Origin of the sequence: Pseudomonas sp. OV226, from assembly GCF_003148705.1 — a bacterium.
Taxonomy (GTDB): Bacteria; Pseudomonadota; Gammaproteobacteria; order Pseudomonadales; family Pseudomonadaceae; genus Aquipseudomonas.
The window spans coordinates 58,860-81,852 of sequence record NZ_QGGS01000027.1; the positions used below are offsets into that span (position 1 = coordinate 58,860).

General features: G+C 59.8%; 25 protein-coding genes, 1 pseudogene and 1 riboswitch. Of the genes and pseudogenes, 14 read left to right on the forward strand and 12 right to left on the reverse strand.

Annotation, left to right across the window (positions count from 1 at the left end; translation table 11 throughout):
• Positions 1-2: 2 nt before the first annotated feature.
• On the reverse strand, positions 3-989 hold the full coding sequence (locus tag C7534_RS28535) for an NAD(P)/FAD-dependent oxidoreductase (RefSeq protein ID WP_046030179.1): 987 nt from the start codon (positions 987-989) through the stop codon (positions 3-5).
• Between the two features lie 196 nt (positions 990-1,185).
• Between C7534_RS28535 and C7534_RS28540 the strand changes: the two genes are divergently transcribed.
• Together C7534_RS28540 and hemH are read left to right on the forward strand one after the other, a co-directional pair.
• Positions 1,186-2,088 carry a TIGR01777 family oxidoreductase gene (locus C7534_RS28540; RefSeq protein WP_109787827.1) on the forward strand — a complete coding sequence of 301 codons (903 nt, stop codon included), beginning with the start codon at positions 1,186-1,188 and terminating at the stop codon, positions 2,086-2,088.
• A gap of 13 nt (positions 2,089-2,101) precedes the next feature.
• Positions 2,102-3,124, forward strand: coding sequence for a ferrochelatase (gene hemH / locus C7534_RS28545; RefSeq protein ID WP_109787828.1), 1,023 nt, complete (start codon positions 2,102-2,104; stop codon positions 3,122-3,124).
• An 89-nt stretch (positions 3,125-3,213) separates the two neighbouring features.
• On the opposite strand, the gene C7534_RS28550 is transcribed toward hemH, so the two are convergent.
• Both C7534_RS28550 and upp read right to left on the reverse strand, forming a co-directional pair.
• On the reverse strand, positions 3,214-4,488 hold the full coding sequence (locus C7534_RS28550; RefSeq protein ID WP_109787829.1) for a uracil-xanthine permease family protein: 1,275 nt from the start codon (positions 4,486-4,488) through the stop codon (positions 3,214-3,216).
• 2 nt (positions 4,489-4,490) lie between these two features.
• Positions 4,491-5,129 carry a uracil phosphoribosyltransferase gene (upp, locus tag C7534_RS28555; RefSeq protein ID WP_077431271.1) on the reverse strand — a complete coding sequence of 213 codons (639 nt, stop codon included), beginning with the start codon at positions 5,127-5,129 and terminating at the stop codon, positions 4,491-4,493.
• 164 nt (positions 5,130-5,293) lie between these two features.
• Here upp and C7534_RS28560 point away from each other — a divergent pair, with 164 nt between their 5' ends.
• The 4 genes from C7534_RS28560 (at position 5,294) to C7534_RS28575 (ending at position 7,244) form a co-directional block, all read left to right on the forward strand.
• Positions 5,294-5,851 (forward strand): hypoxanthine-guanine phosphoribosyltransferase, encoded by a 558-nt coding sequence (locus C7534_RS28560; protein ID WP_046030190.1) that lies wholly within the window; start codon positions 5,294-5,296, stop codon positions 5,849-5,851.
• Between the two features lie 3 nt (positions 5,852-5,854).
• Complete coding sequence (locus tag C7534_RS28565) at positions 5,855-6,328, forward strand: WbuC family cupin fold metalloprotein (RefSeq protein ID WP_109787830.1); 474 nt, start codon at positions 5,855-5,857, stop codon at positions 6,326-6,328.
• Positions 6,329-6,407: 79 nt separating this feature from the next.
• Positions 6,408-6,893 (forward strand): hypothetical protein, encoded by a 486-nt coding sequence (locus tag C7534_RS28570; RefSeq protein WP_109787831.1) that lies wholly within the window; start codon positions 6,408-6,410, stop codon positions 6,891-6,893.
• 63 nt (positions 6,894-6,956) lie between these two features.
• On the forward strand, positions 6,957-7,244 hold the full coding sequence (locus tag C7534_RS28575) for a PA4642 family protein (RefSeq protein ID WP_046030198.1): 288 nt from the start codon (positions 6,957-6,959) through the stop codon (positions 7,242-7,244).
• Positions 7,245-7,340: 96 nt separating this feature from the next.
• Here C7534_RS28575 and mqo read toward each other — a convergent pair whose 3' ends face one another.
• Positions 7,341-8,849: a malate dehydrogenase (quinone) gene (mqo, locus tag C7534_RS28580; protein WP_109787832.1), complete on the reverse strand. Its 1,509-nt coding sequence runs from the start codon at positions 8,847-8,849 to the stop codon at positions 7,341-7,343.
• 737 nt (positions 8,850-9,586) lie between these two features.
• On the reverse strand, positions 9,587-9,820 hold the full coding sequence (locus tag C7534_RS28585) for a hypothetical protein (RefSeq protein WP_046030204.1): 234 nt from the start codon (positions 9,818-9,820) through the stop codon (positions 9,587-9,589).
• Positions 9,821-10,025: 205 nt separating this feature from the next.
• Between C7534_RS28585 and C7534_RS28590 the strand changes: the two genes are divergently transcribed.
• A complete protein-coding gene (locus tag C7534_RS28590) occupies positions 10,026-10,610 on the forward strand; it encodes a YajG family lipoprotein (RefSeq protein WP_046030238.1) in 585 nt (194 codons plus the stop codon).
• A 181-nt stretch (positions 10,611-10,791) separates the two neighbouring features.
• On the opposite strand, the gene C7534_RS28595 is transcribed toward C7534_RS28590, so the two are convergent.
• Positions 10,792-10,998: a hypothetical protein gene (locus tag C7534_RS28595; protein WP_046030206.1), complete on the reverse strand. Its 207-nt coding sequence runs from the start codon at positions 10,996-10,998 to the stop codon at positions 10,792-10,794.
• A 194-nt stretch (positions 10,999-11,192) separates the two neighbouring features.
• Here C7534_RS28595 and C7534_RS28600 point away from each other — a divergent pair, with 194 nt between their 5' ends.
• Positions 11,193-11,471 (forward strand): hypothetical protein, encoded by a 279-nt coding sequence (locus C7534_RS28600; RefSeq protein ID WP_046030208.1) that lies wholly within the window; start codon positions 11,193-11,195, stop codon positions 11,469-11,471.
• Between the two features lie 64 nt (positions 11,472-11,535).
• Here C7534_RS28600 and C7534_RS28605 read toward each other — a convergent pair whose 3' ends face one another.
• Positions 11,536-12,702, reverse strand: coding sequence for a 1-acyl-sn-glycerol-3-phosphate acyltransferase (locus C7534_RS28605; protein ID WP_077431275.1), 1,167 nt, complete (start codon positions 12,700-12,702; stop codon positions 11,536-11,538).
• A gap of 139 nt (positions 12,703-12,841) precedes the next feature.
• On the opposite strand from C7534_RS28605, the gene C7534_RS28610 reads away from it, so the two are divergent.
• From C7534_RS28610 to C7534_RS28620, 3 genes are read left to right on the forward strand one after another with little or no spacing between them, the layout of a single operon-like run.
• Positions 12,842-13,024 carry a CPXCG motif-containing cysteine-rich protein gene (locus C7534_RS28610; RefSeq protein ID WP_077431276.1) on the forward strand — a complete coding sequence of 61 codons (183 nt, stop codon included), beginning with the start codon at positions 12,842-12,844 and terminating at the stop codon, positions 13,022-13,024.
• A gap of 9 nt (positions 13,025-13,033) precedes the next feature.
• A complete protein-coding gene (locus C7534_RS28615) occupies positions 13,034-13,294 on the forward strand; it encodes a putative signal transducing protein (protein WP_109787833.1) in 261 nt (86 codons plus the stop codon).
• Positions 13,295-13,329: 35 nt separating this feature from the next.
• Positions 13,330-13,953 carry an SOS response-associated peptidase gene (locus C7534_RS28620; protein ID WP_109787834.1) on the forward strand — a complete coding sequence of 208 codons (624 nt, stop codon included), beginning with the start codon at positions 13,330-13,332 and terminating at the stop codon, positions 13,951-13,953.
• Between the two features lie 114 nt (positions 13,954-14,067).
• Here C7534_RS28620 and C7534_RS33405 read toward each other — a convergent pair whose 3' ends face one another.
• Entirely contained in the window at positions 14,068-14,910 is an 843-nt protein-coding gene (locus tag C7534_RS33405) for a methyl-accepting chemotaxis protein (RefSeq protein WP_371916729.1), read from the reverse strand.
• A gap of 12 nt (positions 14,911-14,922) precedes the next feature.
• Positions 14,923-16,209 (reverse strand): annotated as a pseudogene (locus C7534_RS33410) (HAMP domain-containing protein); the annotation flags it as partial.
• Between the two features lie 214 nt (positions 16,210-16,423).
• Here C7534_RS33410 and C7534_RS28635 point away from each other — a divergent pair.
• The gene (locus C7534_RS28635; protein WP_109787836.1) at positions 16,424-17,239 is read left to right on the forward strand and encodes a M48 family metallopeptidase; all 816 of its coding nucleotides are present in this window, start codon (positions 16,424-16,426) and stop codon (positions 17,237-17,239) included.
• 122 nt (positions 17,240-17,361) lie between these two features.
• Here C7534_RS28635 and C7534_RS28640 read toward each other — a convergent pair whose 3' ends face one another.
• From C7534_RS28640 to C7534_RS28650, 3 genes are all read right to left on the reverse strand, one after another.
• Positions 17,362-17,943, reverse strand: coding sequence for a TMEM165/GDT1 family protein (locus C7534_RS28640; protein WP_046030240.1), 582 nt, complete (start codon positions 17,941-17,943; stop codon positions 17,362-17,364).
• A 92-nt stretch (positions 17,944-18,035) separates the two neighbouring features.
• Positions 18,036-18,160: riboswitch (yybP-ykoY riboswitch) on the reverse strand.
• Between the two features lie 40 nt (positions 18,161-18,200).
• On the reverse strand, positions 18,201-19,199 hold the full coding sequence (locus C7534_RS28645) for a class I SAM-dependent methyltransferase (RefSeq protein ID WP_109787837.1): 999 nt from the start codon (positions 19,197-19,199) through the stop codon (positions 18,201-18,203).
• Between the two features lie 33 nt (positions 19,200-19,232).
• Positions 19,233-20,198, reverse strand: a complete 966-nt coding sequence (locus C7534_RS28650; protein ID WP_109787838.1) for a 2-hydroxyacid dehydrogenase — start codon at positions 20,196-20,198, stop codon at positions 19,233-19,235.
• Positions 20,199-20,513: 315 nt separating this feature from the next.
• Between C7534_RS28650 and C7534_RS28655 the strand changes: the two genes are divergently transcribed.
• Positions 20,514-21,143 (forward strand): LysE family translocator, encoded by a 630-nt coding sequence (locus tag C7534_RS28655; RefSeq protein WP_109787839.1) that lies wholly within the window; start codon positions 20,514-20,516, stop codon positions 21,141-21,143.
• Between the two features lie 162 nt (positions 21,144-21,305).
• Positions 21,306-22,988, forward strand: a complete 1,683-nt coding sequence (locus C7534_RS28660) for a fatty acid--CoA ligase (RefSeq protein WP_109787840.1) — start codon at positions 21,306-21,308, stop codon at positions 22,986-22,988.
• Positions 22,989-22,993 lie beyond the last annotated feature (5 nt).

Here is a 22,993-nt window from a genome sequence, read left to right on the forward strand (position 1 = left end):
GTTCACTGCAAGTGTTCCAGCAGGCGGCGAGCCGCTTCCTGGCCGCTGAGCCAGGCACCTTCGACACGACCGGACAGGCACCAGTCGCCACACACGTACAGGCCCAGGTCGGCATCCGCCAACACGCCCCATTCGTGGCTGTTGGCAGGGCGAGCGTAGAGCCAGCGATGGGCGAGGCTGAAGCTCGGGGCGGGCATGGAGTCGTGCAACAGCTCGGCGAATGCCCCGTGCAGTTGCTCGATCACCGCTTCCTTGGACAAGTCGATATGTTGCCGGCTCCAGGCGCTGGTTGCGTGCAGCACCCAGGTGTCCATGGTGTTGTCGCGTCCTGGTTTACTGCGGTTGCGCGCCAGCCAGTCGAGTGGGCTGTCCTGCACAAAACAGCCTTCAATGGGCGTATCCAGTGGCGTTTCGAAGGCCAGGGCGACGGCCCAGGTCGGGTCCATTTTTACCCCGGCGGCGGCCCCGGCGAGCTTCGATGCGGCGGCCAGCAGCGCGGTGGCCTGAGGGGCCGGCGTGGCGATCACCACATGACTGAACGGGCCGTGAGTGAAGCCTTCGGCGTCCTGCAAATGCCAGTGTTCTTCGCCTCGATAGACCTCGGTGATCCGGCAGGCAAACTGCACTTCCAGATCGCCGAGCAGGCCTCGGGTGATGGCGCTCATGCGTGGCGTGCCGACCCAGCGGGTCTGTTCGTCCGGCGACAGGTTGAGTTGGCCGCCTTGGTAGGTGTAGAGCTGCGGCGTCCATTCGGCGACCCAGCCCTGGGTTTGCCAACGCTGGACTTCGGTCACGAAGCGGCGGTCGCGGGCAGTGAAATATTGCGCGCCCATGTCCAGAGCACCCGCATCGCTGCGCTTGCTCGACATGCGTCCGCCACTGCCGCGGCTTTTATCGAAAAGTTGAACGACATGCCCTGCGTCGGTCAGGGCCTGAGCGGCTGAAAGCCCGGCGATGCCGGTGCCGATGATTGCGATGGGTACAGTCATAGGGGCCTCGTTTACCTTTCTGTACAGACTACGCCGTGGTTCAAACCTGTACAATATTGTTTTTTGGTATAACTTTTAGCGTTCTCGATCTGACAGCTTGGCCTATTGTTAAACACAGAACCTGCCCGATACCAAAGATCCCTGCTTATAAAAATAGACTAGTGATCAGGGTTAAACGCCACGCGAGGAAGAAGTCATGCACATATTGCTGACCGGCGGTACTGGTTTGATAGGACGTCAGCTCTGCCGGCACTGGTTGAGTCAGGGACATCGCCTGACAGTCTGGAGTCGCAAGCCTGAAAAGGTCGCGAAAATATGCGGCGCTCAAGTGCGCGGTATTGCCCGGCTGGAGGACCTCGAACCGGCGCCGCTGGACGCCATTATCAACCTGGCAGGTGCACCGATCGCCGACCGCCCCTGGACGCACAAACGCAAGGCGTTGCTCTGGAGTAGTCGCATCACCCTGACGGAAACGCTGCTGGCCTGGCTCGAAAAACGCGAGCAAAAACCCTCGCTGTTGATTTCCGGTTCGGCGGTGGGCTGGTATGGCGATGGCGGGGAGCGTGAGCTGACCGAGGTCTCGCCCCCCGTCATCGATGATTTCGCCAGCCAGTTGTGCATCGCCTGGGAGGAGACCGCTCAGCGTGCTGAAGCCTTGGGACTTCGCGTGGTACTGATCCGCACCGGCCTTGTGCTGTCCGCGGAGGGCGGCTTTTTGTCGCGGCTGTTGCTGCCGTTCAAACTGGGGCTGGGCGGGCCTATCGGCAATGGTCGGCAGTGGATGCCGTGGATTCATATCAACGATCAAATCGCCCTGATTGATTTTCTTCTGCATCAGAAAGACGCCAGCGGTCCTTATAATGCGTGCGCGCCCAAACCGGTGCGCAATCGCGAGTTTGCCAAGACGCTGGGCAGCGTGCTGCGCCGCCCCTCGTTCATGCCGATGCCCGCCCTGGCGTTGAAAGTGACGCTTGGCGAGTTGTCGCTGTTATTGCTGGGTGGCCAGAAGGCGCTCCCGGTACGCGTGCTGGACGCGGGCTTCATTTTCCAGTTCACCGATTTGCGCGCGGCCCTGGACGATCTGTCCAGCCGCCTCTGAAATAGGACGTTGCATGACCGATCACGCATTGCTTCTGGTTAACCTGGGTTCACCTGCCTCCACCTCGGTGGCGGATGTGCGCAGCTACCTCAATCAATTTCTGATGGACCCGTATGTGATCGACCTGCCATGGCCAGTGCGACGCTTGCTGGTGTCGCTGATCTTGATCAAACGCCCGGAGCAGTCAGCCCACGCCTACGCGTCGATCTGGTGGGAAGAGGGTTCGCCCCTGGTGGTGCTCAGCCGTCGTTTGCAGCAGGCCATGACATCGCAGTGGACCCACGGTCCGGTCGAATTGGCGATGCGTTACGGCGAGCCGTCGATCGAGTCGACTCTGGTGCGCATGGCAGCGACCGGTCACAGGCGAATCACGCTGGCGCCGCTTTATCCACAGTTCGCCGACAGCACCACCACGACAGTCATCGAAGAGGCCAAGCGTGTTGTGCGCGAGAAAGGGCTCGACCTGCAGTTGTCGATTCTCCAGCCGTTCTACGATCAGCCGGAATACCTCGATGCGCTGGTGGCCACGGCCAAGCCCTATCTGGCGCAGGATTACGATCACTTGCTGTTGAGCTTTCACGGGTTGCCGGAACGGCACTTGAAGAAGCTCAACCCTGGCCACAGTTTTGAAGGGGGTGGTGATTGCTGCGCCGGGGCTCCGCCGGAAGTGGTCGCCACCTGCTATCGCGGGCAATGCCTGCGTACGGCGGCAGAATTTGCCAAGCGCATGGGCTTGCCGGACGGCAAATGGTCGGTGTCGTTTCAGTCGCGTCTGGGCCGGGCCAAGTGGATCGAGCCCTATACCGAAGCGCGCCTTGATGAGTTGGCCAAAAGCGGCGTGAAGAAAATTCTGGTGATGTGCCCGGCGTTCGTGGCTGATTGCATCGAGACGCTGGAAGAAATTGGTGATCGCGGGCTGGAGCAGTTCCGCGAAGCCGGAGGAGAGGAATTGGTGCTGGTACCGTGCCTCAATGATGACCCGCAGTGGGCGCGGGCGCTGAGCGCGTTGTGTGAGCGAGCGCCGCTGGCCCTCTAAAAGCATCGCGGGCAAGCCTTGCTCCTACAGTGTTCGACACAGAACCTGTAGGAGCAAGGCTTGCCCGCGATAGCTATCTTGAGGCCGACTTACAACAGCGGATCATCCGCCTTCTTGTGCTTCCAGCTGTCATTACCCGGCAGGATCAGGTTCAGCGCAATCGCCACCACCGCGCACAGCGCAATGCCTTTGAGGCCGAAGTCGTCCGGGCCGGTCCCGGTGCCGACCAGTACACCACCAATCCCGAACACCAGGGTCACCGACACAATCACCAGATTGCGCGCTTCGCCCAGATCGATCTTGTGGCGAATCAGCGTGTTCATGCCCACGGCCGCAATCGAGCCGAACAACAGGCACAGAATCCCGCCCATGACGGGCACCGGAATGCTTTGCAGCAGCGCGCCGAACTTGCCGATGAACGCCAGGCTGATGGCAAAGATCGCCGCCCAGGTCATGATTTTCGGGTTGTAGTTCTTGGTCAGCATCACCGCGCCCGTCACTTCGGCGTACGTGGTGTTGGGTGGGCCGCCAAACAAGCCCGCTGCGGTGGTGGCAATGCCATCGCCGAGCAACGTGCGGTGCAGGCCAGGCTTCTTCAGATAATCGCGACCGGTGACGCTACCCACGGCAATCACGCCGCCGATGTGCTCGATGGCCGGGGCCAGGGCGACCGGAACGATGAACAGAATCGCCTGCCAGTTGAACTCGGGTGCCGTGAAGTGCGGAATCGCGAACCACGGTGCGGCGGCAATCTTGGCGGTGTCCACCACGCCGAAATAGAACGCCATGGCAAACCCGACCAGTACACCGGAGATGATTGGCACCAGGCGGAAAATACCTTTACCAAACACCGCGACGATCAGGGTGGTCAGCAGCGCCGGCATCGAAATCAGCATCGCCGTCTGGTAGTGAATCAGCTCAGAGCCGTCGCCGGCCTTGCCCATCGCCATGTTGGCGGCAATCGGCGCCATGGCCAGGCCGATGGAAATGATCACTGGACCAATCACCACCGGTGGCAGCAGGCGGTCGATGAAACCGGTGCCTTTGATCTTCACGGCAAGGCCGAGGAAGGTGTAGACGAAACCCGCCGCCATCACCCCGCCCATGGTCGCCGCGAGGCCGAACTGGCCCTTGGCGAGGATGATCGGGGTGATGAAGGCAAAACTCGACGCCAGGAACACCGGCACCTGACGCCCGGTGACGATCTGGAACAGAATCGTCCCCAGGCCGGCGGTGAACAGCGCCACGTTCGGGTCGAGGCCGGTAATCAGCGGCATCAACACCAGGGCGCCGAAGGCCACGAACAGCATCTGTGCACCCGACAGCACCGTGCGCCAGAGCGGATCGTTGAACTCTTGCTGCATGCTCAAGCGTCCTTCTGCTTGGTACCGAAGATCTTGTCTCCGGCATCGCCCAGGCCCGGGATGATGTAGCCGTGCTCGTTGAGTTTCTGATCAATAGACGCGGTGTAGATAATCACGTCCGGGTGAGCTTTCTCGACCGCGGCAATGCCTTCCGGCGCGGCGACCAGCACCATGGCGCGGATGTCCTTGCAACCGGCCTTTTTCAGCAGGTCAATGGTGGCGACCATCGAGCCGCCGGTGGCGAGCATCGGGTCGATGATCATAGCCAGGCGTTCGTCGATTTCCGGGACCAGTTTTTCCAGGTAGGTGTGGGCTTCGAGGGTTTTCTCGTTACGGGCCACGCCCACGGCGCTGACTTTGGCGCCCGGGATCAGGCTCAGCACGCCTTCGAGCATGCCGATACCGGCGCGCAGAATCGGTACTACAGTAATTTTCTTGCCGGCGATTTTCTCGACCGACACCGTGCCGCACCAGCCTTCGATATCGTAGGTTTCCAGCGGCAGGTCTTTGGTGGCTTCATAGGTCAGCAGGGCGCCGACTTCCTGAGCGAGCTCACGGAAATTCTTGGTGCTGATGTCTGCACGGCGCATGAGGCCAAGTTTATGACGGATCAGCGGGTGGCGGATCTCGAGGATGGGCATGGGAAAGGCTCCGGCGGCGGGCAAAAAAACCGGCCTAGATTAATCTATCCGAGGGTGTTGTCCTATAGACATACAGAACGTTAGTCCACAAACGCTTGATCTGATCGTGCGGGATGCGTACCTTTGCCCGCTTTTCCTGAATACGCCACCCCTTGGAGAGCGCCATGTCCGCTGATCTCGAGCATATCCGTCAAATCATGCGAGAGGCTGACTGCCTGTACACCGAAGCTGAAGTCGAGGCGGCTATCGCCCGCGTTGGTGCACACATCAACGAACAACTGGCAGACACTAACCCGGTGGTGTTCTGTGTGATGAACGGCGGCCTGATTTTCGCCGGCAAGCTGCTCACCCATTTGCAGTTCCCGCTGGAAGCGTCCTACCTGCACGCCACCCGCTATCGCAATGAAACCAGCGGCGGCGAGCTGTTCTGGAAAGCCAAGCCGGAAGTGTCGTTTATCGACCGTGACGTGTTGATCATCGACGACATCCTCGACGAAGGTCACACCCTGGGCGCGATCATCGATTTCTGCAAGCACGCCGGCGCGCGCAAAGTGCACACCGCCGTGTTGATCGACAAAGACCACGACCGCAAGGCTCGCCCGGACCTGAAAGCCGATTTCGTCGGCCTGCCGTGCATCGACCGCTACATCTTCGGTTACGGCATGGATTACAAAGGCTACTGGCGTAACGCTAACGGGATCTTCGCTGTTAAAGGCATGTAAACGATGACTACGCCGCGCTTTCTTGATCAATCCTTGTTCACAGATTTGGCCGGGAAAGCGGCGGCTAATCCGCGTGGGCGCCAGCACCACAATTTCCATCAGATGGAAGACGCTTGTCATCGGATGGCCGTAGGCCTGCAACCAAACACCTACATCCCGCCGCACCGGCATTTGGGCGAAAACAAGGCTGAAACCTTGTTGGTGCTCAAAGGGCGGCTTGGGGTGTTGATTTTCGATGAGTCCGGCACGTTGCTGACAAAGCAGATCCTGCAAGCTGGCGGTGATTGTGTCGGGGTGGATCTGCCAGCTGGTGTGTTCCACAGCATTGTGGTGCTGGAAGCCGACAGCTTGATGTTCGAGTGCAAGGCCGGTCCTTACCGCCCTGTGGGTGAAGGTGAGCTGGCACACTGGGCGCCGCGCGAGGGCGAGCCGGGTGTGGCCGAGTATCTGGCGTGGATGCGCGCTCAATTCGATTGATGTCCGGCACACCACCGCGATTTCCTGTAGCAGCCTTCGGCAGCTGCTACAGTGCTGCGCTTCGTCCCTGGAGCCCGTCATGAGTCTATTGATCCGCAGTTGCGCCGCAGTGTTGCTGGCCCTCAGTTTGCCCCTGGCCGCCGCACCTGCGCCGATGCACGCGCAGTACCTGCCACCGGATGACCTGACCCTGCGCGACGCGGAGCCCGAGCAGCAACAGCTCATGCAGGTCACCGAGTATTCCGTGGTCGTGGGTAGCCAACGCCAATCCAGTCAACAGCCGATTCCGGTCACGTCACCGTTGTTGATCCGTCTCAAGGGTAAATCCCTGAACAAAGGCGCGACCATCAGCCAGGTCCTGGTCAATTTCGATGGCGAAAGCAAAAGCCTGAAAAAGCCGGTCTACGACGATAAAAGCAAAACCCTGACGCTGTATTACCCGTTGGCGCAATACCGGGTCGTCATCGACTTGTTGCGCAATGACACGGTGTATTGCCAGTTCTTGAGCTATGCCAATGGCCATGTCTGGGCTGATTTACACACCGCAGCCACTCGTCCGCGTTGAGCCCGGCGGCAAGGGAGGGGTAAACTGCCCGCCCCGTGAAATGTCTGCGAGCTGGAGTCGGCAATGCGTAAAGATAAGAAGCAAGTGATTGGTGACGAGATCGGCGACGAGCAGATCAAGTTGTTCCTCGATTTCGAGCCAGTCGACGCCACTTCGCCGTCGCTGCACAAATTGATCAAGGCCTACCGTGGCCTGCGAATCGATGACTTCGAGCGTTTTCTGACGTTCTTCGTTGCAGCCGGCTTCGACGTTGACGGCCAGGATGAGCACGGCAAAACCTTCGTTGACCTGATCCAGGATCAGCGTAACGCCCCGGATTACATCGAGCTGATCAAAAAGGCTCGCGGCTGATCTCCCAGCCAAACCGATATGTGTGGCGCGGGTTTTACCGGCCATAAAAAAACGCCCCGCTCTCAATGAGAGCGGGGCGTTTTTTATGCGGCCCAATCAAGCGAAGCTTGGGGTCTCGCTGTTTTCTTCAACCAGCTCCAGCGCGATGTTGTTGTGCGCATTGATCTTGCGATACAGCGCCGCATCGGTTTCCAGGACCTTTTCACGAGCCGGGAAGATTTCCGCCAGTTTGGCAGCCCATTCGCCCTTGGCCTTGCCCGCGAAGCATTTTTCGATCAGCTCAAGCATGATCGAAACCGTCACCGAAGCGCCTGGGGAGGCGCCGAGCAGGGCAGCAAGGGAACCGTCCTTGGCCGCGACCAGTTCGGTACCGAACTGCAGAACGCCGCCCTTTTTCGGGTCTTTCTTGATGATCTGCACACGTTGGCCGGCCACTTCCAGGCGCCAGTCTTCGGCTTTCGCTTCAGGGTAGAAACGACGCAGGGATTCCAGGCGCTGCTCCATCGACTGCATCACTTCGCTGACCAGGTACTTGGTCAGGTCCATGTTGTTTTTCGCCACGGCCAGCATCGGGCCGATGTTGCCAGCGCGTACCGACATCGGCAGGTCCATGAAGGAACCGTGCTTGAGGAACTTGGTGGTGAAACCGGCGTAAGGTCCGAACAACAGGGACTTGTTGCCGTCAACGACGCGGGTGTCCAGGTGAGGTACGGACATTGGTGGCGAACCCACGGCGGCCTGGCTGTAAACCTTGGCCTGGTGGTGCTTGACCACTTCCGGGTTGTCGCAACGCAGCCACTGGCCACTGATCGGGAAGCCGCCGAAGCCTTTGCTTTCTTCGATGCCCGAGGCCTGCAACAGCGGCAACGCCGCGCCGCCAGCGCCCAGGAAGACGAACTTCGCGTCGACGTCACGGGTATTGCCGCTGTTGACGTCCTTGATGCTGACGGTCCAACCACCGTTGTTACGCTTGAGGCCAGTCACGCGCTTGCAGTACTTGACCTGTGCATCGGGTGCGCTGGTCAGGTGCTTGAGCAGTTGATTGGTCAGGGCGCCGAAGTTGACGTCGGTGCCATTCAAGACGCGGGTGGCGGCGACAACTTCGTCGGCCGGACGGCCCGGCATCATCAGCGGCATCCAGTCGGCCATTTTGGCTTTGTCTTCGGTGTATTCCATGTCCGCGAAGGCGTGGTGCTTGCTCAGCACCTTGAAGCGTTCCTTGAGGAAGGAAATACCGCTTTCACCTTGCACGAAGCTCAGGTGCGGCACCGGGCTGATGAACGTCTTGCACGAGCCGAACGTGCCTTTTTTGGTCAGGTAGGACCAAAACTGCTTCGACACCTCGAACTGGGTGTTGATGTGCACGGCTTTCTTGATGTCGACGGTGCCATCGGCAGCCTGCGGCGTGTAGTTGAGCTCACACAGCCCGGCGTGACCGGTACCGGCGTTGTTCCATGGGTTGGAACTCTCTGCGGCACCGGAATCCATCAGCTCGACGACTTCCAGCTTGATCGCGGGGTCGAGCTCTTTGAGCAATACCGCAAGGGTGGCACTCATGATGCCGGCCCCAACCAGTACTACGTCGACTGCTTCGTTATGCGCCATTTAACGCGTCTCCAAAATCTGCAGCACCAAATTGTCGGCATGGCTGCCAGGCGTTCCGGGGCGTGTCAGTGATGCCCCTGGTACCCATGTCAGTATCGCCATGTCCGAATCTTCGCAATTTTTCGCAACTTCGACGGACGCTACCGGCCGGGCTAATGAGGTCTATGAACTCATTTCAACACGCGACTGGCAATTCGACTTATGGTCGATACATCCGTTTGTGCAACCAAATCCGTAGCGGACAGGCTTCAGGCTCCGGTGTTCGAGGAGTACTCGGTCCTGTGTCGTTGGGCTGTTTCAGACGCTAATGGTGCATGTTCAGACGCAAAACTATTCATTTGCTCGCCACACTCTTGTGAAGTTGTGAAAACCCGTTTTTTTCACGCTCTTTTGAAGACGTGAACCTCAAAAAAGGGCTGTCCCTGCCTGGCACCGTGCCCGGAAGGATTGCCGTCATGGGGTACATGACTGGCAAAACGGGCAAACAGCTCAGTGACCGAGCGTAATGACAGCTCTGCAGATTCGCGAAAAGTGGGGGTTTTGCTCAAGGAACAGCAAGCGCGCCAGCTTCACTCGATCTGTGTGGGCGGCTCTCTGTGGGCGGTGCGGGGTGTCAATACCGAGGCATTGACGATGCTGCGAGGCCCGATCAGGAGACGTCCTTATAATCGGGGGGAGATTGTATCTAAGAAACGCAGGGAAATGGACGTGTTTAATGACTTTTATTAGGCGTCTGGTCAGGTGGTCAACAGTTGTTGCGCTCGTGCACGTGGCTGACGGGTGCTAACCCGGGCACTCGGCGGCAGGGGATGGTGCAACCAGTTGAGGCGGATTTCTTCGATTTCGACCCAGCCATCGCCCATCGGCTGGAGGCTGCACTGCTTGAACGCCTGGCAATGACCATTGCTGTCGAGCAGGGCAAAGCAACGGTGCAGCGGGCGTGGCGCGAACAAAGAGACGAGATAGCGCATGGCGAAGAACCTTGTGAGGTGACTGCAGTGAAGATTGCCCATTAGCCGTTACGTGCGAGTGTATGGGCGATGACAGGTGTGTGACAGGAACCGCTTTCCCAAGGGCATGTCAGACATTTCAGTAATGATTGAAGGCCACTGGTTCGCCGCAGTGGCCCACCGCTATACTGCCAGCCTGTTTGTGCCTGATTCTGGAGAGAAGCGCATGTTGCAACGCCTGTTGTTCGGTTTGATCACTGTGACCAGTTTGACCCTCGTCGGCTGCGCCCACAGCCCGCAACAACTGAACCCTGAACCCAAGCTGACGACTCAGCTGGCACCGGTCGGCCATGGTCAGCCCGTGGTGGTGCGTGTAGTGGACGGTCGTCCGTCGCCAACGCTGGGCACGCGCGGCGGCCTGTACCCGGAAACCAGCGCGATTACCGTGCAGAGCGCGCAGATTCTGCCGAAGTTGCAGGCGCAAGCCGAAGCGGCCGTGCGGTTGCTGGGTTTCACACCGAACGCCAACGCAATGAATGCCCCGCAAATCACCGTGACCCTGACCGAGCTGAAGTATCAGTCGCCTAAAGAAGGCATGTATGTGACTGAAGCGACCATCGGTGCGACGTTCCGCTCCGATGTGCAGAACGCCAACCGTCGTTACAGCGGCCGTTACGGTGCATCGCTGGATCAGCGTTTTGGCATGGCACCCAACCAGGAAACCAACACCAAGCTGGTCAGCGATGTGTTGAGTGATGCGTTGACGCGACTGTTCAAGGACCCGACTGTGGGTCAGGTTCTCGGCGAGTAACTTTTCCGCAGAATCAAAAAAGCCCGGAGCCAGCCATGGCCCCGGGCTTTTTTATGTCTGCAATACACCGTTGGCCTGTAGGCGCCGAGCTTGCTCGCGATTGCGTACTGTCAGTCAACGTCAATATTGAATGTGATGCCGCCATCGCGAGCAAGCTCGGCTCCTACAGGTTGAGGTGGTGTCAGGCCGCTTCGGAATAGAAGTCCAGCACGCTCACACCGGTCAGCAAATCCGCTTCCGGCAAGTCCGCATGTTGATGCCCGCCCAGCGCGCAATAGACAAGCCAGTGACGGTCTTGAACGTTGAAGGCGAGGCTTCCCACAAGGTTTTGTTGCTCGTCGCTTGGGGCAATGAGGTAGAGGCGGTCCTGGTTTTCGGCGTGAAGCATGACGGTTTCCATGTCTGTTTGCGTGGGGCCGCAGACTGACGGATTCAGATGACGAAGCCGTGACGCAGGACAGGAATCTGCCAAATGGTGAGTTATTTGTCGTAAAGCAGGTGCAGGCGCAGAGGCATTCGGTAGAATCCGCGCCGCCGTCGTCGGTTCGACGTCTGCCACACCTGTTTTGCTTGAGGTCCGTGATGTCGCTGCATTTGATGACGCTGTTTACTGCCCATCCCGCCAAGCTGGTCAATCTGCTGGCCTTGCTGCTTGCCTTCCCGGGCGGTTGGCTGCTGCATGCAACCCGTCGTCGCGAGCAACGTGCCATGGCCAGTATCCTGGCCCAGCGCCAGAGCCAGCCTGGCATCGAGCCGACCCTCGATTGGGCGACCTTGCGCATGAACCGCTTTTTCTATCGCTTCGGTTTTGCCTGCCTGGGGCTTGCGTTGCTGGTGTCGTGGATCAGCACACGGGTTTGACAGCAAACAACGCAGCAATGAAAACGGCGCCCGAAGGCGCCGTTGTCGTATCCAGCCAAAAACCTTACAGCGGCAAGCCTGCCTTGACGCGGTACTGATTACGCACCGGCGTCGCATATTGCAGCACCATGAATGGGCGATGCTCCATCGGGCAGGCCTCCAGACGGCGCTGCCACTCTTCCTGTGCCTTGGCCAACTCATCGGCCGCAAACACTTGCGACGCTGTCGGCACCTGCAATTGCGGGTCGGCGTCTGTCCACTGGGCGTAAGCCAGGTAATGCACCGGGAACAACCGGTAGCCGCCCAGAATCTGCTTGTCCATCTCGACCGCCAATTGCTTGGTGTCATCAAACAGCTCGGTGATCGGCGCGGCGAAGTTCACATGGACCCGGCCCTTGTAGCCCGTGATGCCCTTGGCGATGCTCACATCGTCTTCGCCCGGTACTTTGGTGTAGCTGCCGGTGGTGGCACGGATGAACAATTCGCGTGCCTTGGCCTGATCGCACGGGTCGTATTCATAGCTGATCGACACCGGGGTGAGGTTCAGCGACTGAATGACTTCGCCGAACGGCTCGTCCTTGCGGCTCATGTGGAACATTTTGAGGATGGCCGATTCGGTGCGGTCGTCGCCGTCTTTCGCCCGGCCTTCGGCCTGGGCGATCCAGATCGAGGCGCAATCGTTGCGGATCGAGTGGTTGATGTAGGCCGACAGCAGTTGATAGGCCGCCATCTTCTCGCGACGACCGGTGATCGAACGGTGCACGATGAAGCTCTTGTTCAGGCGCATCAGGTCGCTGACGAAGGGCTTTTGCAGCAGGTTGTCGCCGATCGCGATGCGCGGTGTCGGCAGGCCTGCGTGGTACACGGCGTAGTTGACGAAGGCCGGATCCATCACGATGTCGCGGTGGTTGGCGATGAACAAGTAAGCGCTGCCGGACTTGAACTGTTCGACACCGGTGTACGTGACACCGTCGGTCGCGCGTTCGATGGTGTGGTCGACGTACATCTCGACCTTGTCCTGCAATGTGGCCACCGATGTCACACCGGCGAACTCTCGACGCAGCCGATGAGCTATAAGAGGTTTAAGCATCCAGCCCAAAGTGCCGGCAAAACGCGGGAAGCGGAAGTGGGTGAGGATATCTAGAAACGCCTTGTCGCCGAGCAGCCTGTCCAGTACCGCTGGGACTTCGCTATCGTCGTAAGGTCGGATGGCATCGAATTCGCCCATCATGCTCTCTTGTTAGAAACGGCTAGGGTAAGTAAAGGTTTTGATCGAAAACCAACGGGGCACGGTCTGAAAAAGTAGCCAGACAAAAATAGCCCTGCAAATAGACCGGCGATTATACGCACAAGTCACTTGGGAGACCGCGATGCTGGAACCTGCGCTGTATGAATGTCCGTATTGCGGTGAAGAGGTCGAGACGACGCTGGACTTGTCCGGTGGCGATCAGACCTATATTGAAGACTGTCAGGTCTGTTGTCGGCCGATTACCTTTGTTTTACAGGTTCATGAAGGCGAATGGCATCTCGAAGTCTTCAGTGAAAACGAATGAGGGGTGTCTATGCAGCGCATCTACGAACCTGAAAACCTGATGGAAGGCGAGTTGCTGCAAGGCATGTTGGCCAGCGAGGGCGTCGAGGCGCATCTGGTGGGGCGCGATTTGCTCGGCGGCACGGGCGAACTGCCGATCTTTGGCCTGTTGGGCCTGTCGGTGGATAACGACCAGGCCGAGTACGCCCGCGAGCTGATCACCGCGTACAATGCCGCGCTGCCGCTGACTGGCGATGAACCCGAGAGCTTTCCCGGCACGCTGGTCTGTTAGGCTGGCGTTCGTTTGATCAAGAGTCGTGTCAGCCCATGTGTGGACGTTATGCCCTGTTTCGCTGGAACCCCGCCTTCGCGGCCCTGCCCGGTTTTCCCGCCGATCAGCAGGCCCAGTGGAATATCTCCCCCAACGACTCGGTATTGATGCTGCGCGCTGGTGCCGAAGGCCAGCGTGAACTGGCCCGTGCCCGCTGGGGGCTGACGCCGCCATGGCTGACCGACCTGTCCCGCACTCCGGCCCACGCCCGTGCCGAAACCGTGGCGGAACAACCGATGTTCCGCCAGGCCTTTCGTGAACGTCGTTGCCTGCTGCCAGCCAACGGTTTCTATGAATGGCGCGGGACCACGCGCAAGCGCCCGTACTGGTTGACGCCGGGGGAGGGCTCTTCGCTGTTTTTTGCCGCTATCTGGGAAGCGTACCCGGTGCAGGAGCAGGTGTGGCTGAGCACTGCGGTGATTACGCAACCGGCGTCGAGCCAGCGGCGACCGTTGATTCTCGATGAGGCAGGGCAGGAGGCGTGGCTCGATCCCGAGACGCCGTTGCATGTGTTGCAGGCATTGCTCGCCAGTGAACCCGCCGCGTTGCGCGAGCGGGTGCTGGCCAATCTGGTGAATGATCCGAAGCTGAATGCGCCGGAGTGTCTGACCCCCGGCTGATTGATCGTTCCCACGCTCCGCGTGGGAATGCCGCCATGGACGCTCCGCGTCCAAAGTGACGCGGAGCGTCACGGGATTCACTCCCACGCAGAGCGTGGGAACGATCGCAACACACTAAACCTTGAACTGATTGATCAACCGCCGCTGCTGTTCGGCCAGTTTGGTCAAATCCGCACTCGCCGCACTTGATTCATCCGCCCCGCCAGCCACTTCATTGGCCACTTGCCCAATGTTGATCACGTTACGGTTGATGTCATCGGCGACTGCACTCTGTTCCTCGGCCGCACTGGCAATCTGGGTGTTCATGTCATTGATCACCGACACGGCCTGCGTAATGGTTTCCAGCGCCTCGGCCGCTTTCGCCGCATGCTGCACGCTTTCGTCCGTGCGGTTCTGGCTGTCTTCCATGACTCGCACCACATCGCGGGTGCCTTGTTGCAGTTGCTGAATCATGGTCTGGATTTCTTCGGTGGCCTTCTGGGTCTTTTGCGCCAGGTTGCGCACTTCATCGGCCACCACCGCAAATCCACGGCCCTGTTCACCGGCGCGGGCCGCTTCGATGGCGGCGTTCAAGGCCAGCAGGTTGGTCTGTTCGGCGATTCCGCGAATGGCCGTGAGGATCGCGTTGATGTTCTCGCTGTCCTTGGCCAGTGTTTGCACCACGCCGACAGCCTTGCCAATTTCCACGGCCAGCACGCCAATCGAGTTCGAGGTGTCCCGCACAATTTGCATACCTTGGGCCGCTGCCTGATCAGCATGACTGGCCGCTTGCGCAGCCTGGGTGGCGTTACGTGCCACGTCCTGGGCGGTGGCGGTCATTTCATGCACTGCCGTGGCCACCTGGTCGATCTCGGCCATTTGTTTCTGCACGCCGATGTTGGTACGGATGGCGATGTCGGCGGTGTGTTCCGAGGAGTCACTGACACTCTGCACCGAGGTCACCACCTGTGTGATCATCGCCTGCAATTTGGCCAGGAACGTATTGAAGCCTTTGGCGATCGAGCCCAATTCATCGGCGCGGTCACTGGTCAGACGGCGTGTCAGGTCGCCTTCGCCTTTGGCGATGTCGTCGAGCATGGCGACCATTTGCTTGAGTGGCCGGGCAATGCCGTGGCCCACCAGCCAGATCACCAGCAAGCCGACACCGGCGATCAACAAACCGACCATGGCCATGCCGAACGTGTCGGATTTGCGCTGGGCGTTCAGGTCGGCCTGCAGTTTTTGCAGATCGGCCATCACCGCATTCAGCGGCAGTTGCAACATCAAGGTCCAGCGGGCGTCGGTCTGGCCAATGCCGAACGGCAGGTACAACTCGATCCGCCCTTGGGCCTTGTCGACGGTGTAGGTCACTTCGCCGCGCTTGAGGTTGGCCATGTTGGCAATCTGTTGGCTGTCGAGGATGTCGCTGACCTTTTCACCGAATTTGCTCGGGTCTTTGGTGTAGGCAACAATTCGGCCGTTGCCGCCGATCAGCGCCATTTCCCCGGCACCGCTGTACAGTTTGTGATTCGCACCCAGGAGCATTTCCTGAATGAAGTTCACTGACAGGTCGGCGCCGACGATGCCCTGGAAGGCGCCGTTGAGCATGATCGGTTCAATAAACGAGGCGAGCATGACGACTTTGTCGCCGACCTTGTAGGGCGCCGGATCGATCACGCAGGATTTTTTGGTTTCCTTGGAGCACAGGTAGTACTCGCTGGCGCGCACGCCGGTGGACAGGGTTTTCTGGTCGTCGACGTCCACCAGTTTGTCCAGGCCAAGGGTGCCGTCCTCATTGCGGAACCACCACGGCAGGAAGCGCCCGTTGCTGGCGTCGATGCCGTTCACTTGGGTGCCGACGTAGGCCGCATCGTTGTGGTCGAGAGCGTTTTTTTCCCAGCCGATGTAGGTGCCGAGGATCTTCGGGTTCTTGACCACGTTTTCCTTGATCAGGCTGATCAACTGCTCGCGGCTGACGGTCAGTTGTGGCTGGCCATCGGCGCCCGGGGTCCCAATCAGTGCGTTGACCCGCACCAGTCCCCCGGCAATCAGCAGTGGCGCTTCAAGTTCGCGCTGGATCTGGCTGACCTGGGTTTGCGCCAGGGACGTCAGGCGTTGTTCGATGACTTGCTCGAATTGCGCCTGGGTCCGTTCCTGGACCATGTCTTGCGTTCGTGCGCCGGAAAACAGCGCGTACAGCACCAGGGCTGCTACTACGCTAAGTACGATGGCGCCAGCGAGGGCCGCCACGGAGAACTGGATCGACTTGAATTTCATGGGTGCTCCGCACGCAAGAGGACGTCTGCGGTGGTGTATCGGCAGCGGGGCAGTCAGCCATGAGCAAGTGCGGCTTAAATGACTGTTTTGGGTGTGCCCGTGTCGCAATCAGAAAGGTGTCGAACCTTTGTGCTGCAAGGCAGTCAGTGCTGTATGAATTTTTTGCTACTACCGTCATCCCCAGTCGGGGCGGCGGATTTGAAGGAGTGCCGTGATGAACAAGTCTCTGGTTGCGTGCGTGTTGGGTTCAGTGTTGCTGCTTAACGGCTGCGAGACCGTCAACACGACCAGTGCGGGTGAAGTCGGCGTCGTTCGCCAGCAACACATGACCACATTATTGTCGAGCGCACAGGTCAATCAGTCCTACGCGCAGGATTACAAGCAGACCCTGGGGGAAGCGAGCAACAAAAACGTCCTCGACAAGACCAGTACTGAAGCCACGCGTGTTCAGGCGATTGCCGATCGTCTCATCGCCCAGGCGCCAACGTTTCGCCCGGATGCCGCGCAATGGCAGTGGGAGGTCAATCTGATCAAGAGTGAGGATATGAACGCCAACTGCGGTCCTGGCGGCAAGATCATTGTGTACACCGGTCTGATCGATAAGCTGCAACTGACCGACGACGAACTGGCTGCGGTGATGGGGCATGAAATCGCCCACGCCTTGCGCGAGCATGGCCGTGAAGCGTTATCCAAAGCCTATGGCGTGAGTCTCGCGCAGCAATTGGCGATAGCGGCGGGTGCACCCGCCTTGATGGTCGAGGCAGGGAATAACGGCGTGAACCTGTTGATGACCTTGCCCAACAGTCGCACCAATGAAAACGAAGCAGACCTGATTGGCCTGGAGCTGGCGGCGCGTGCGGGCTACAACCCGAATGCGGCGATCACCCTGTGGGAAAAGATGAGCAAGTCTGACGAAGGTGCGCCACCCGAGTTCCTCAGCACTCACCCTTCTTCCAGCAGCCGCACCGCAGCGTTGCAGGCGGCGATTCCGAAGGTGATGCCGTTGTACGAGAACGCGCGCAAATCCTGATGTTTTTGTATCGCCAGTGAGGGCCTCATCGCGAGCAGGCTCGCTCCTGCATTGGAACTCGGTCAAATGTGGGAGCGGGCTTGCCCGCGATGAACGATAACGCGGTCTACCGTCTTAACGCATCAAACCCAACCGCTGCTCTGCATCGCCTTGTACACCGCCACAATCGCCAAGATAAGGAATGCCGACGCCGCCAGGCGACGGATCAGGGTCAACGGCAGCTTGTCTGCGGCAAAGTTACCCGCCAGTACCACCGGTACGTTGGCAATCAGCATGCCGGCGGTGGTGCCGATGATGACCAGCCACAAATCCGGGTATTGCGCCGCCAGCATCACGGTAGCGACTTGGGTCTTGTCACCCATTTCCGCCAGGAAGAAGGCGATCAATGTGGTCAGGAACGGCCCGAACTTGCGTGCGGTGCTGACGTCGTCGTCCATCTTGTCCGGTACCAGGGTCCACAGGGCGGTGGCGGTGAAGCTGGCGGCCAGGATCCAGTGCAGCGTCGCATTCGAGAAGAAGCTGCCGAACCAGGCACCTACCGCACCGGCGGCTGCGTGGTTGGCCAGGGTCGCGGCGACGATGCCGGCGATGATGGGCCAGGGCTTGCGAAAGCGGGCAGCGAGAATGAGCGCGAGCAGTTGCGTCTTGTCGCCGATTTCGGCCAAGGCAACGATTGCGGTAGGAACGAGAAGTGAATCCAGCATCATCAGGGTTTTTCCTAAGGGGCGGGTCGACACGGCTATGACACGTACAGCCTTCCCGCCCCGGGTAAGGTGTTCGTGTCATAGGTCTTGTCAAACCCTGCGATCCGTCTGATGCGGACGCTTGGGTCGCATACGCCATGGTCTGAGGACCAAGTATGTTGACGTATGCCGGACGAGCATGGCGCTCGTGGGAGACTACTCCCCTAGGACGGAGCGGATTCTGCCTAGGCAAAATCCGTTAGGCAAGCACTTATTTATCAGCCGCGTTTGGCCCGATAGATACGAAACCCCTGGCCCTCAGCCTTGATGGCGCACACGCCGAGGTGCTCTTCGATCAGCGGTTGGTACTTCAGGAAGCTGTTGGCGACCAGGCGAAGTTCGCCGCCGTTTTTCAGATGTTTGGCTGCTTTTCGCAGCAAGTTCTCGGTGGCGTAGTAGTCGGTGTGAACGCCGACATGGAACGGCGGATTGCTCAGAATCGCACTCAAACCCATGGGCGCGGCGTCGATACCGTCACCGGTAATGACGTCAGCTTCCAGACCGTTGGCCGCCAGGGTCAGGCGACTACTGGCAGCGGCAAAGGCATCGACGTCGAGCAACGTCACCTGATTGTGCGGATAACGACGCTTAACCGCGGCACCCAGTACGCCCGCGCCGCAACCGAAGTCCAGCAAGTGGCCGCTCGGTAGCTTGTCCAGGTGCTCCAGCAGCAACGCGCTGCCACGATCCAGTCGGCCGTGACTGAAAACCCCCGGCAAACTGATGACTTTCAATGGCCCCTCAGCCAGTGGCAATTCGTAGGTCTCGGCCAGGCTTTCCAGCGATTTGGCTTCTGGCGCATTGGCCACCGTGACCAGCCAGAGCTGGCAATGACGGGCGCTGTCGAGCTTGCGCGGCTTGCCGAACGGATTCAGTTGTTTGGCTGCCCCTTCGATGCCGCTGCGTTTTTCGCCCACCAGGTACAATTCGCGACCGGCCAGGCGCGAGGCGAGGGCGTTGAGGATGTAGTCGGTCAGGTCCTTGGACTTGGGCAAGAACACCACGGCGGTTGCGAACTCACGCTCGGGGGCGTCTACACCAAAATGGCTGCGCTCGGCGAAACGTGCGTCCAGCGCGGCTTGATCGCCGGCGTGCCAGCACCAGCCGTGGGCATCGGGCAAGCGGCCCAGCAGGTCATCGGCGGGCAAACCGGCGAGTAACACCGAGCCCTGGAATAATTCGGCCTGACGAAGCAGTACTTCACTGCGCGGATCCATACTCTGCTCCTTGAAAAAAAGTGCGGCAGTTTATCAACTGACGACCCGCAGCGCTGTACCGCTGAAGTAGGCCTGCGCGTTTTCGCTCAACTGCCCGACGATTCGCTGCCGCGCCTCGCGACTGCCCCAGGCGTTGTGCGGGGTGACGATCAATCGCGGGATGTCATCGGCCAGCAAGGGATTGCCCGCCGTCGGGGGCTCGACACTCAGCACATCGGTGGCGGCGCCGCCCAGATGACCCTTGCGCAGCGCATCGGCCAGCGCCTGCTCATCGATCAAGCCACCGCGCGCGGTATTGACCACGAAGGCACCGGGTTTCATCGAGGCCAGTTCGCGGGCGCCGATGAAATGGCGGGTGTGTTCGTTGAGCGGGCAATGCAGGGTCAGCGCATCGATTTGCGGCAGCAATTCATTTAACGGCAGCCGATCCGGGCGGGCAGGTCGGCCGGGAATCTGACCGAGCAGCACACGCATGCCGAACGCTTCGGCCAGCCGCGCGACTGCGCTACCAAGTTCGCCATGGCCGAGCAAGCCGAGGGTTTTGCCTTCCAGTTCGACGATCGGGTAATCCAGCAGGCAGAACTGTTTCGCTTGCTGCCAGCGGCCTTCACCCACGGCTTTTTGGTAGTCAGCCAGGCGTGTCGCCAAGTTGAGCAGCAGCATGATCGTGTGCTGTGCCACCGATGGCGTGCCGTAACCCTGGCAGTTGCAAACAGTAACGCCATGGGCGCGGGCGGCGGCGAGGTCGACATTGTTGGTGCCGGTGGCCGTGATCAGGATCAGCTTGAGCTGGGGGCTGGCAGCGATGGCGGCGGCATCGATCAGGATCTTGTTGGTGATGGCGACGGTGGCGCCCTTTATACGTTCGATCACTTGATCCGGCGTGGTCTGTGCGAACAGTTGCAACTCGTCGAAACAGGCCTGCAGCGGGCCGAGGTCGAGGTCGCCGAGGTCCAGGGACGGGTGGTCGAGGAAAACGGCGCGGCGAGAGTTCGTCATCAACTGTACCTTTTGTGCATTGAACTGAAGGCGTAATCTGCCGAGCCTACCAGATGAAACAAATGGTTACCCATTGCACAAAAGTAGCTAAGTTGACGCGCTATGCGATGAAGCACCGACATCCCTGTAGCAGCTGGCGAAGCCTGCGTTCGGCTGCGCAGCAGTCGTAAACACAGAGCATGCGGACTTCCTGTAAGAGCGCGGTGCCTGATTTCACGACTGCTGCGCAGCCGAACGCAGGCTTCGCCAGCTGCTACAGGGATGTTGTCAGCCTGGATTTTTCATTTCGACCGATCTGCCCCCAAAGGAGCCCCGATGTACTGGACAGAGTTTTTGACCGTTGCCCTGATTCACTTGTTGGCCGTGGCCAGTCCCGGCCCGGACTTTGCCGTGGTGGTGCGTGAGAGCGTGACCCATGGTCGTCGCGCCGGCACCTGGACGGCGCTGGGTGTCGGTACGGCGATTTTCCTCCATGTCGGCTATTCGTTGCTCGGCATCGGTCTGATCGTGTCCCAGTCGATCGTGCTGTTCAACGCGCTGAAATGGGCCGCTGCCGCGTACTTGTTGTACATCGGCTACAAGGCCCTGCGTGCGCAACCGGCCAAAGCGGTCGATGATAATCTGCACAAGGAGGCCGGCGAACGCACCGCACGTGGCGCCTTCACGTCCGGTTTCGTGACCAACGGTCTGAACCCCAAAGCCACGCTGTTCTTCCTGTCGCTGTTCACGGTCGTCATCAACCCGCACACGCCGCTGGCGGTGCAGGCCGGTTACGGGGTTTATCTGGCGGCGGCGACTGCGTTGTGGTTCTGCCTGGTGGCGCGCCTGTTCAGCCAGCAGCGTGTGCGCGCCGGCTTCGCCCGCATGGGCCACTGGTTCGACCGGACCATGGGCGTGGTGCTGATTGCCATCGGCGTGAAGCTCGCTTTCACCGAGATGCATTGATCGCGACGGCGCGTTACTGACATCGAACTCCCACAAATGCTGGCGTAAAGCTAGCATTTGATCGGCTCTGCAAATCATTCCTTTGGCTGATTTGGCTGTCATGGAAGGGCACTAGAGTGCTTAACATTCAGCCAACACCGTGCAGTCAGAAAAGGGATTCTTATGTTGCAGACTCGCGTTATCCCCCCAGCCGAAGGCGCTTACCAGTATCCGCTGCTGATCAAGCGGCTGCTGATGTCCGGCGCTCGTTATGAGAAAACCCGCGAGATCATCTACCGCGACCAGTTGCGCTACAGCTATCCGACCCTGATCGAGCGGGTTGCGCGGCTGGCCAACGTGTTGACGGCAGCCGGCGTCAAGGCCGGGGATACCGTGGCGGTGATGGATTGGGACAGCCATCGATACCTGGAATGCATGTTCGCCATCCCGATGATCGGCGCGGTGATCCACACGATCAACGTGCGCCTGTCGCCGGAACAAATCCTCTACACCATGAACCATGCCGAGGACCGCTTTGTGCTGGTCAACAGCGAGTTCGTGGGGCTGTACCAGGCGATTGCCGGGCACCTGACCACGGTCGAGAAAACCCTGCTGCTCACCGACCTGCCGGAAAAGACCGCCGACCTGCCCAACCTGGTCGGCGAGTACGAGCAATTGCTGGCAGCGGCCAGTACGCAGTACGACTTCCAGGACTTCGACGAAAACTCGGTCGCCACCACGTTCTACACCACCGGTACCACCGGTAATCCCAAAGGTGTGTATTTCACCCATCGGCAACTGGTGCTGCACACCATGGGCGTCTCGACGATCATGGGCGCCATCGACAGCGTGCGCCTGTTGGGCACCAACGACGTGTACATGCCGATCACCCCGATGTTCCATGTGCATGCCTGGGGCTTGCCGTATGTGGCGACCATGCTCGGGCTCAAGCAGGTTTATCCGGGCCGTTACGATCCGGAATACCTGGTGGAGCTGTGGCGAAAGGAGAAGGTCACCTTTTCCCACTGCGTGCCGACCATTCTGCAAATGGTCCTCAATGCCAAAGCGGCGCAAGGCACGGACTTCGGCGGCTGGAAAATTGTCATCGGCGGCAGCGCACTGAATCGCACCCTGTACGACGCGGCCAAGGCCAAGGGCATTCAGTTGACGGCCGCTTACGGCATGTCGGAAACCGGGCCACTGGTGTCGTGTGCTCACCTCAACGATGAGTTGATGGCGGGTAGCGAAGACGAACGCACCACCTATCGCATCAAGGCCGGCGTGCCGGGGCCATTGGTCGAGGCGGCGATCGTCGACACCGACGGCAATTTCCTGCCCGCCGATGGCGAAACCCAGGGCGAACTCGTGCTGCGTGCGCCATGGCTGACCGAGGGTTACTTCAACGAGCCGCAGAAGGGCGCCGAGCTGTGGGCCGGGGGCTGGCTGCATACCGGCGACGTGGCGACGCTGGACAGCATGGGCGTGATCGACATTCGTGATCGCATCAAAGATGTGATCAAGACCGGTGGCGAGTGGATCTCGTCGCTGGACCTTGAAGACTTGATCAGTCGTCACGAGGCGGTACGTGAAGTAGCAGTGGTGGGCATCGCAGATCCGCAGTGGGGCGAGCGGCCGTTTGCGCTGCTGGTGATCCGCGAGGGGTATGAGATTGGGGCCCGGGAACTCAAGGAACACCTCAAGCCATTCGTGGAGTTGGGGCACCTGAGCAAGTGGGCGATCCCGAGCCAGATCGCCCTTGTTACTGAAATTCCCAAGACCAGTGTCGGCAAGCTCGACAAGAAGCGCATCCGCCTCGACATCACTGAATGGCAGGCCAATAACAGCGCCTTCCTCTCGACGCTTTAAGCGTT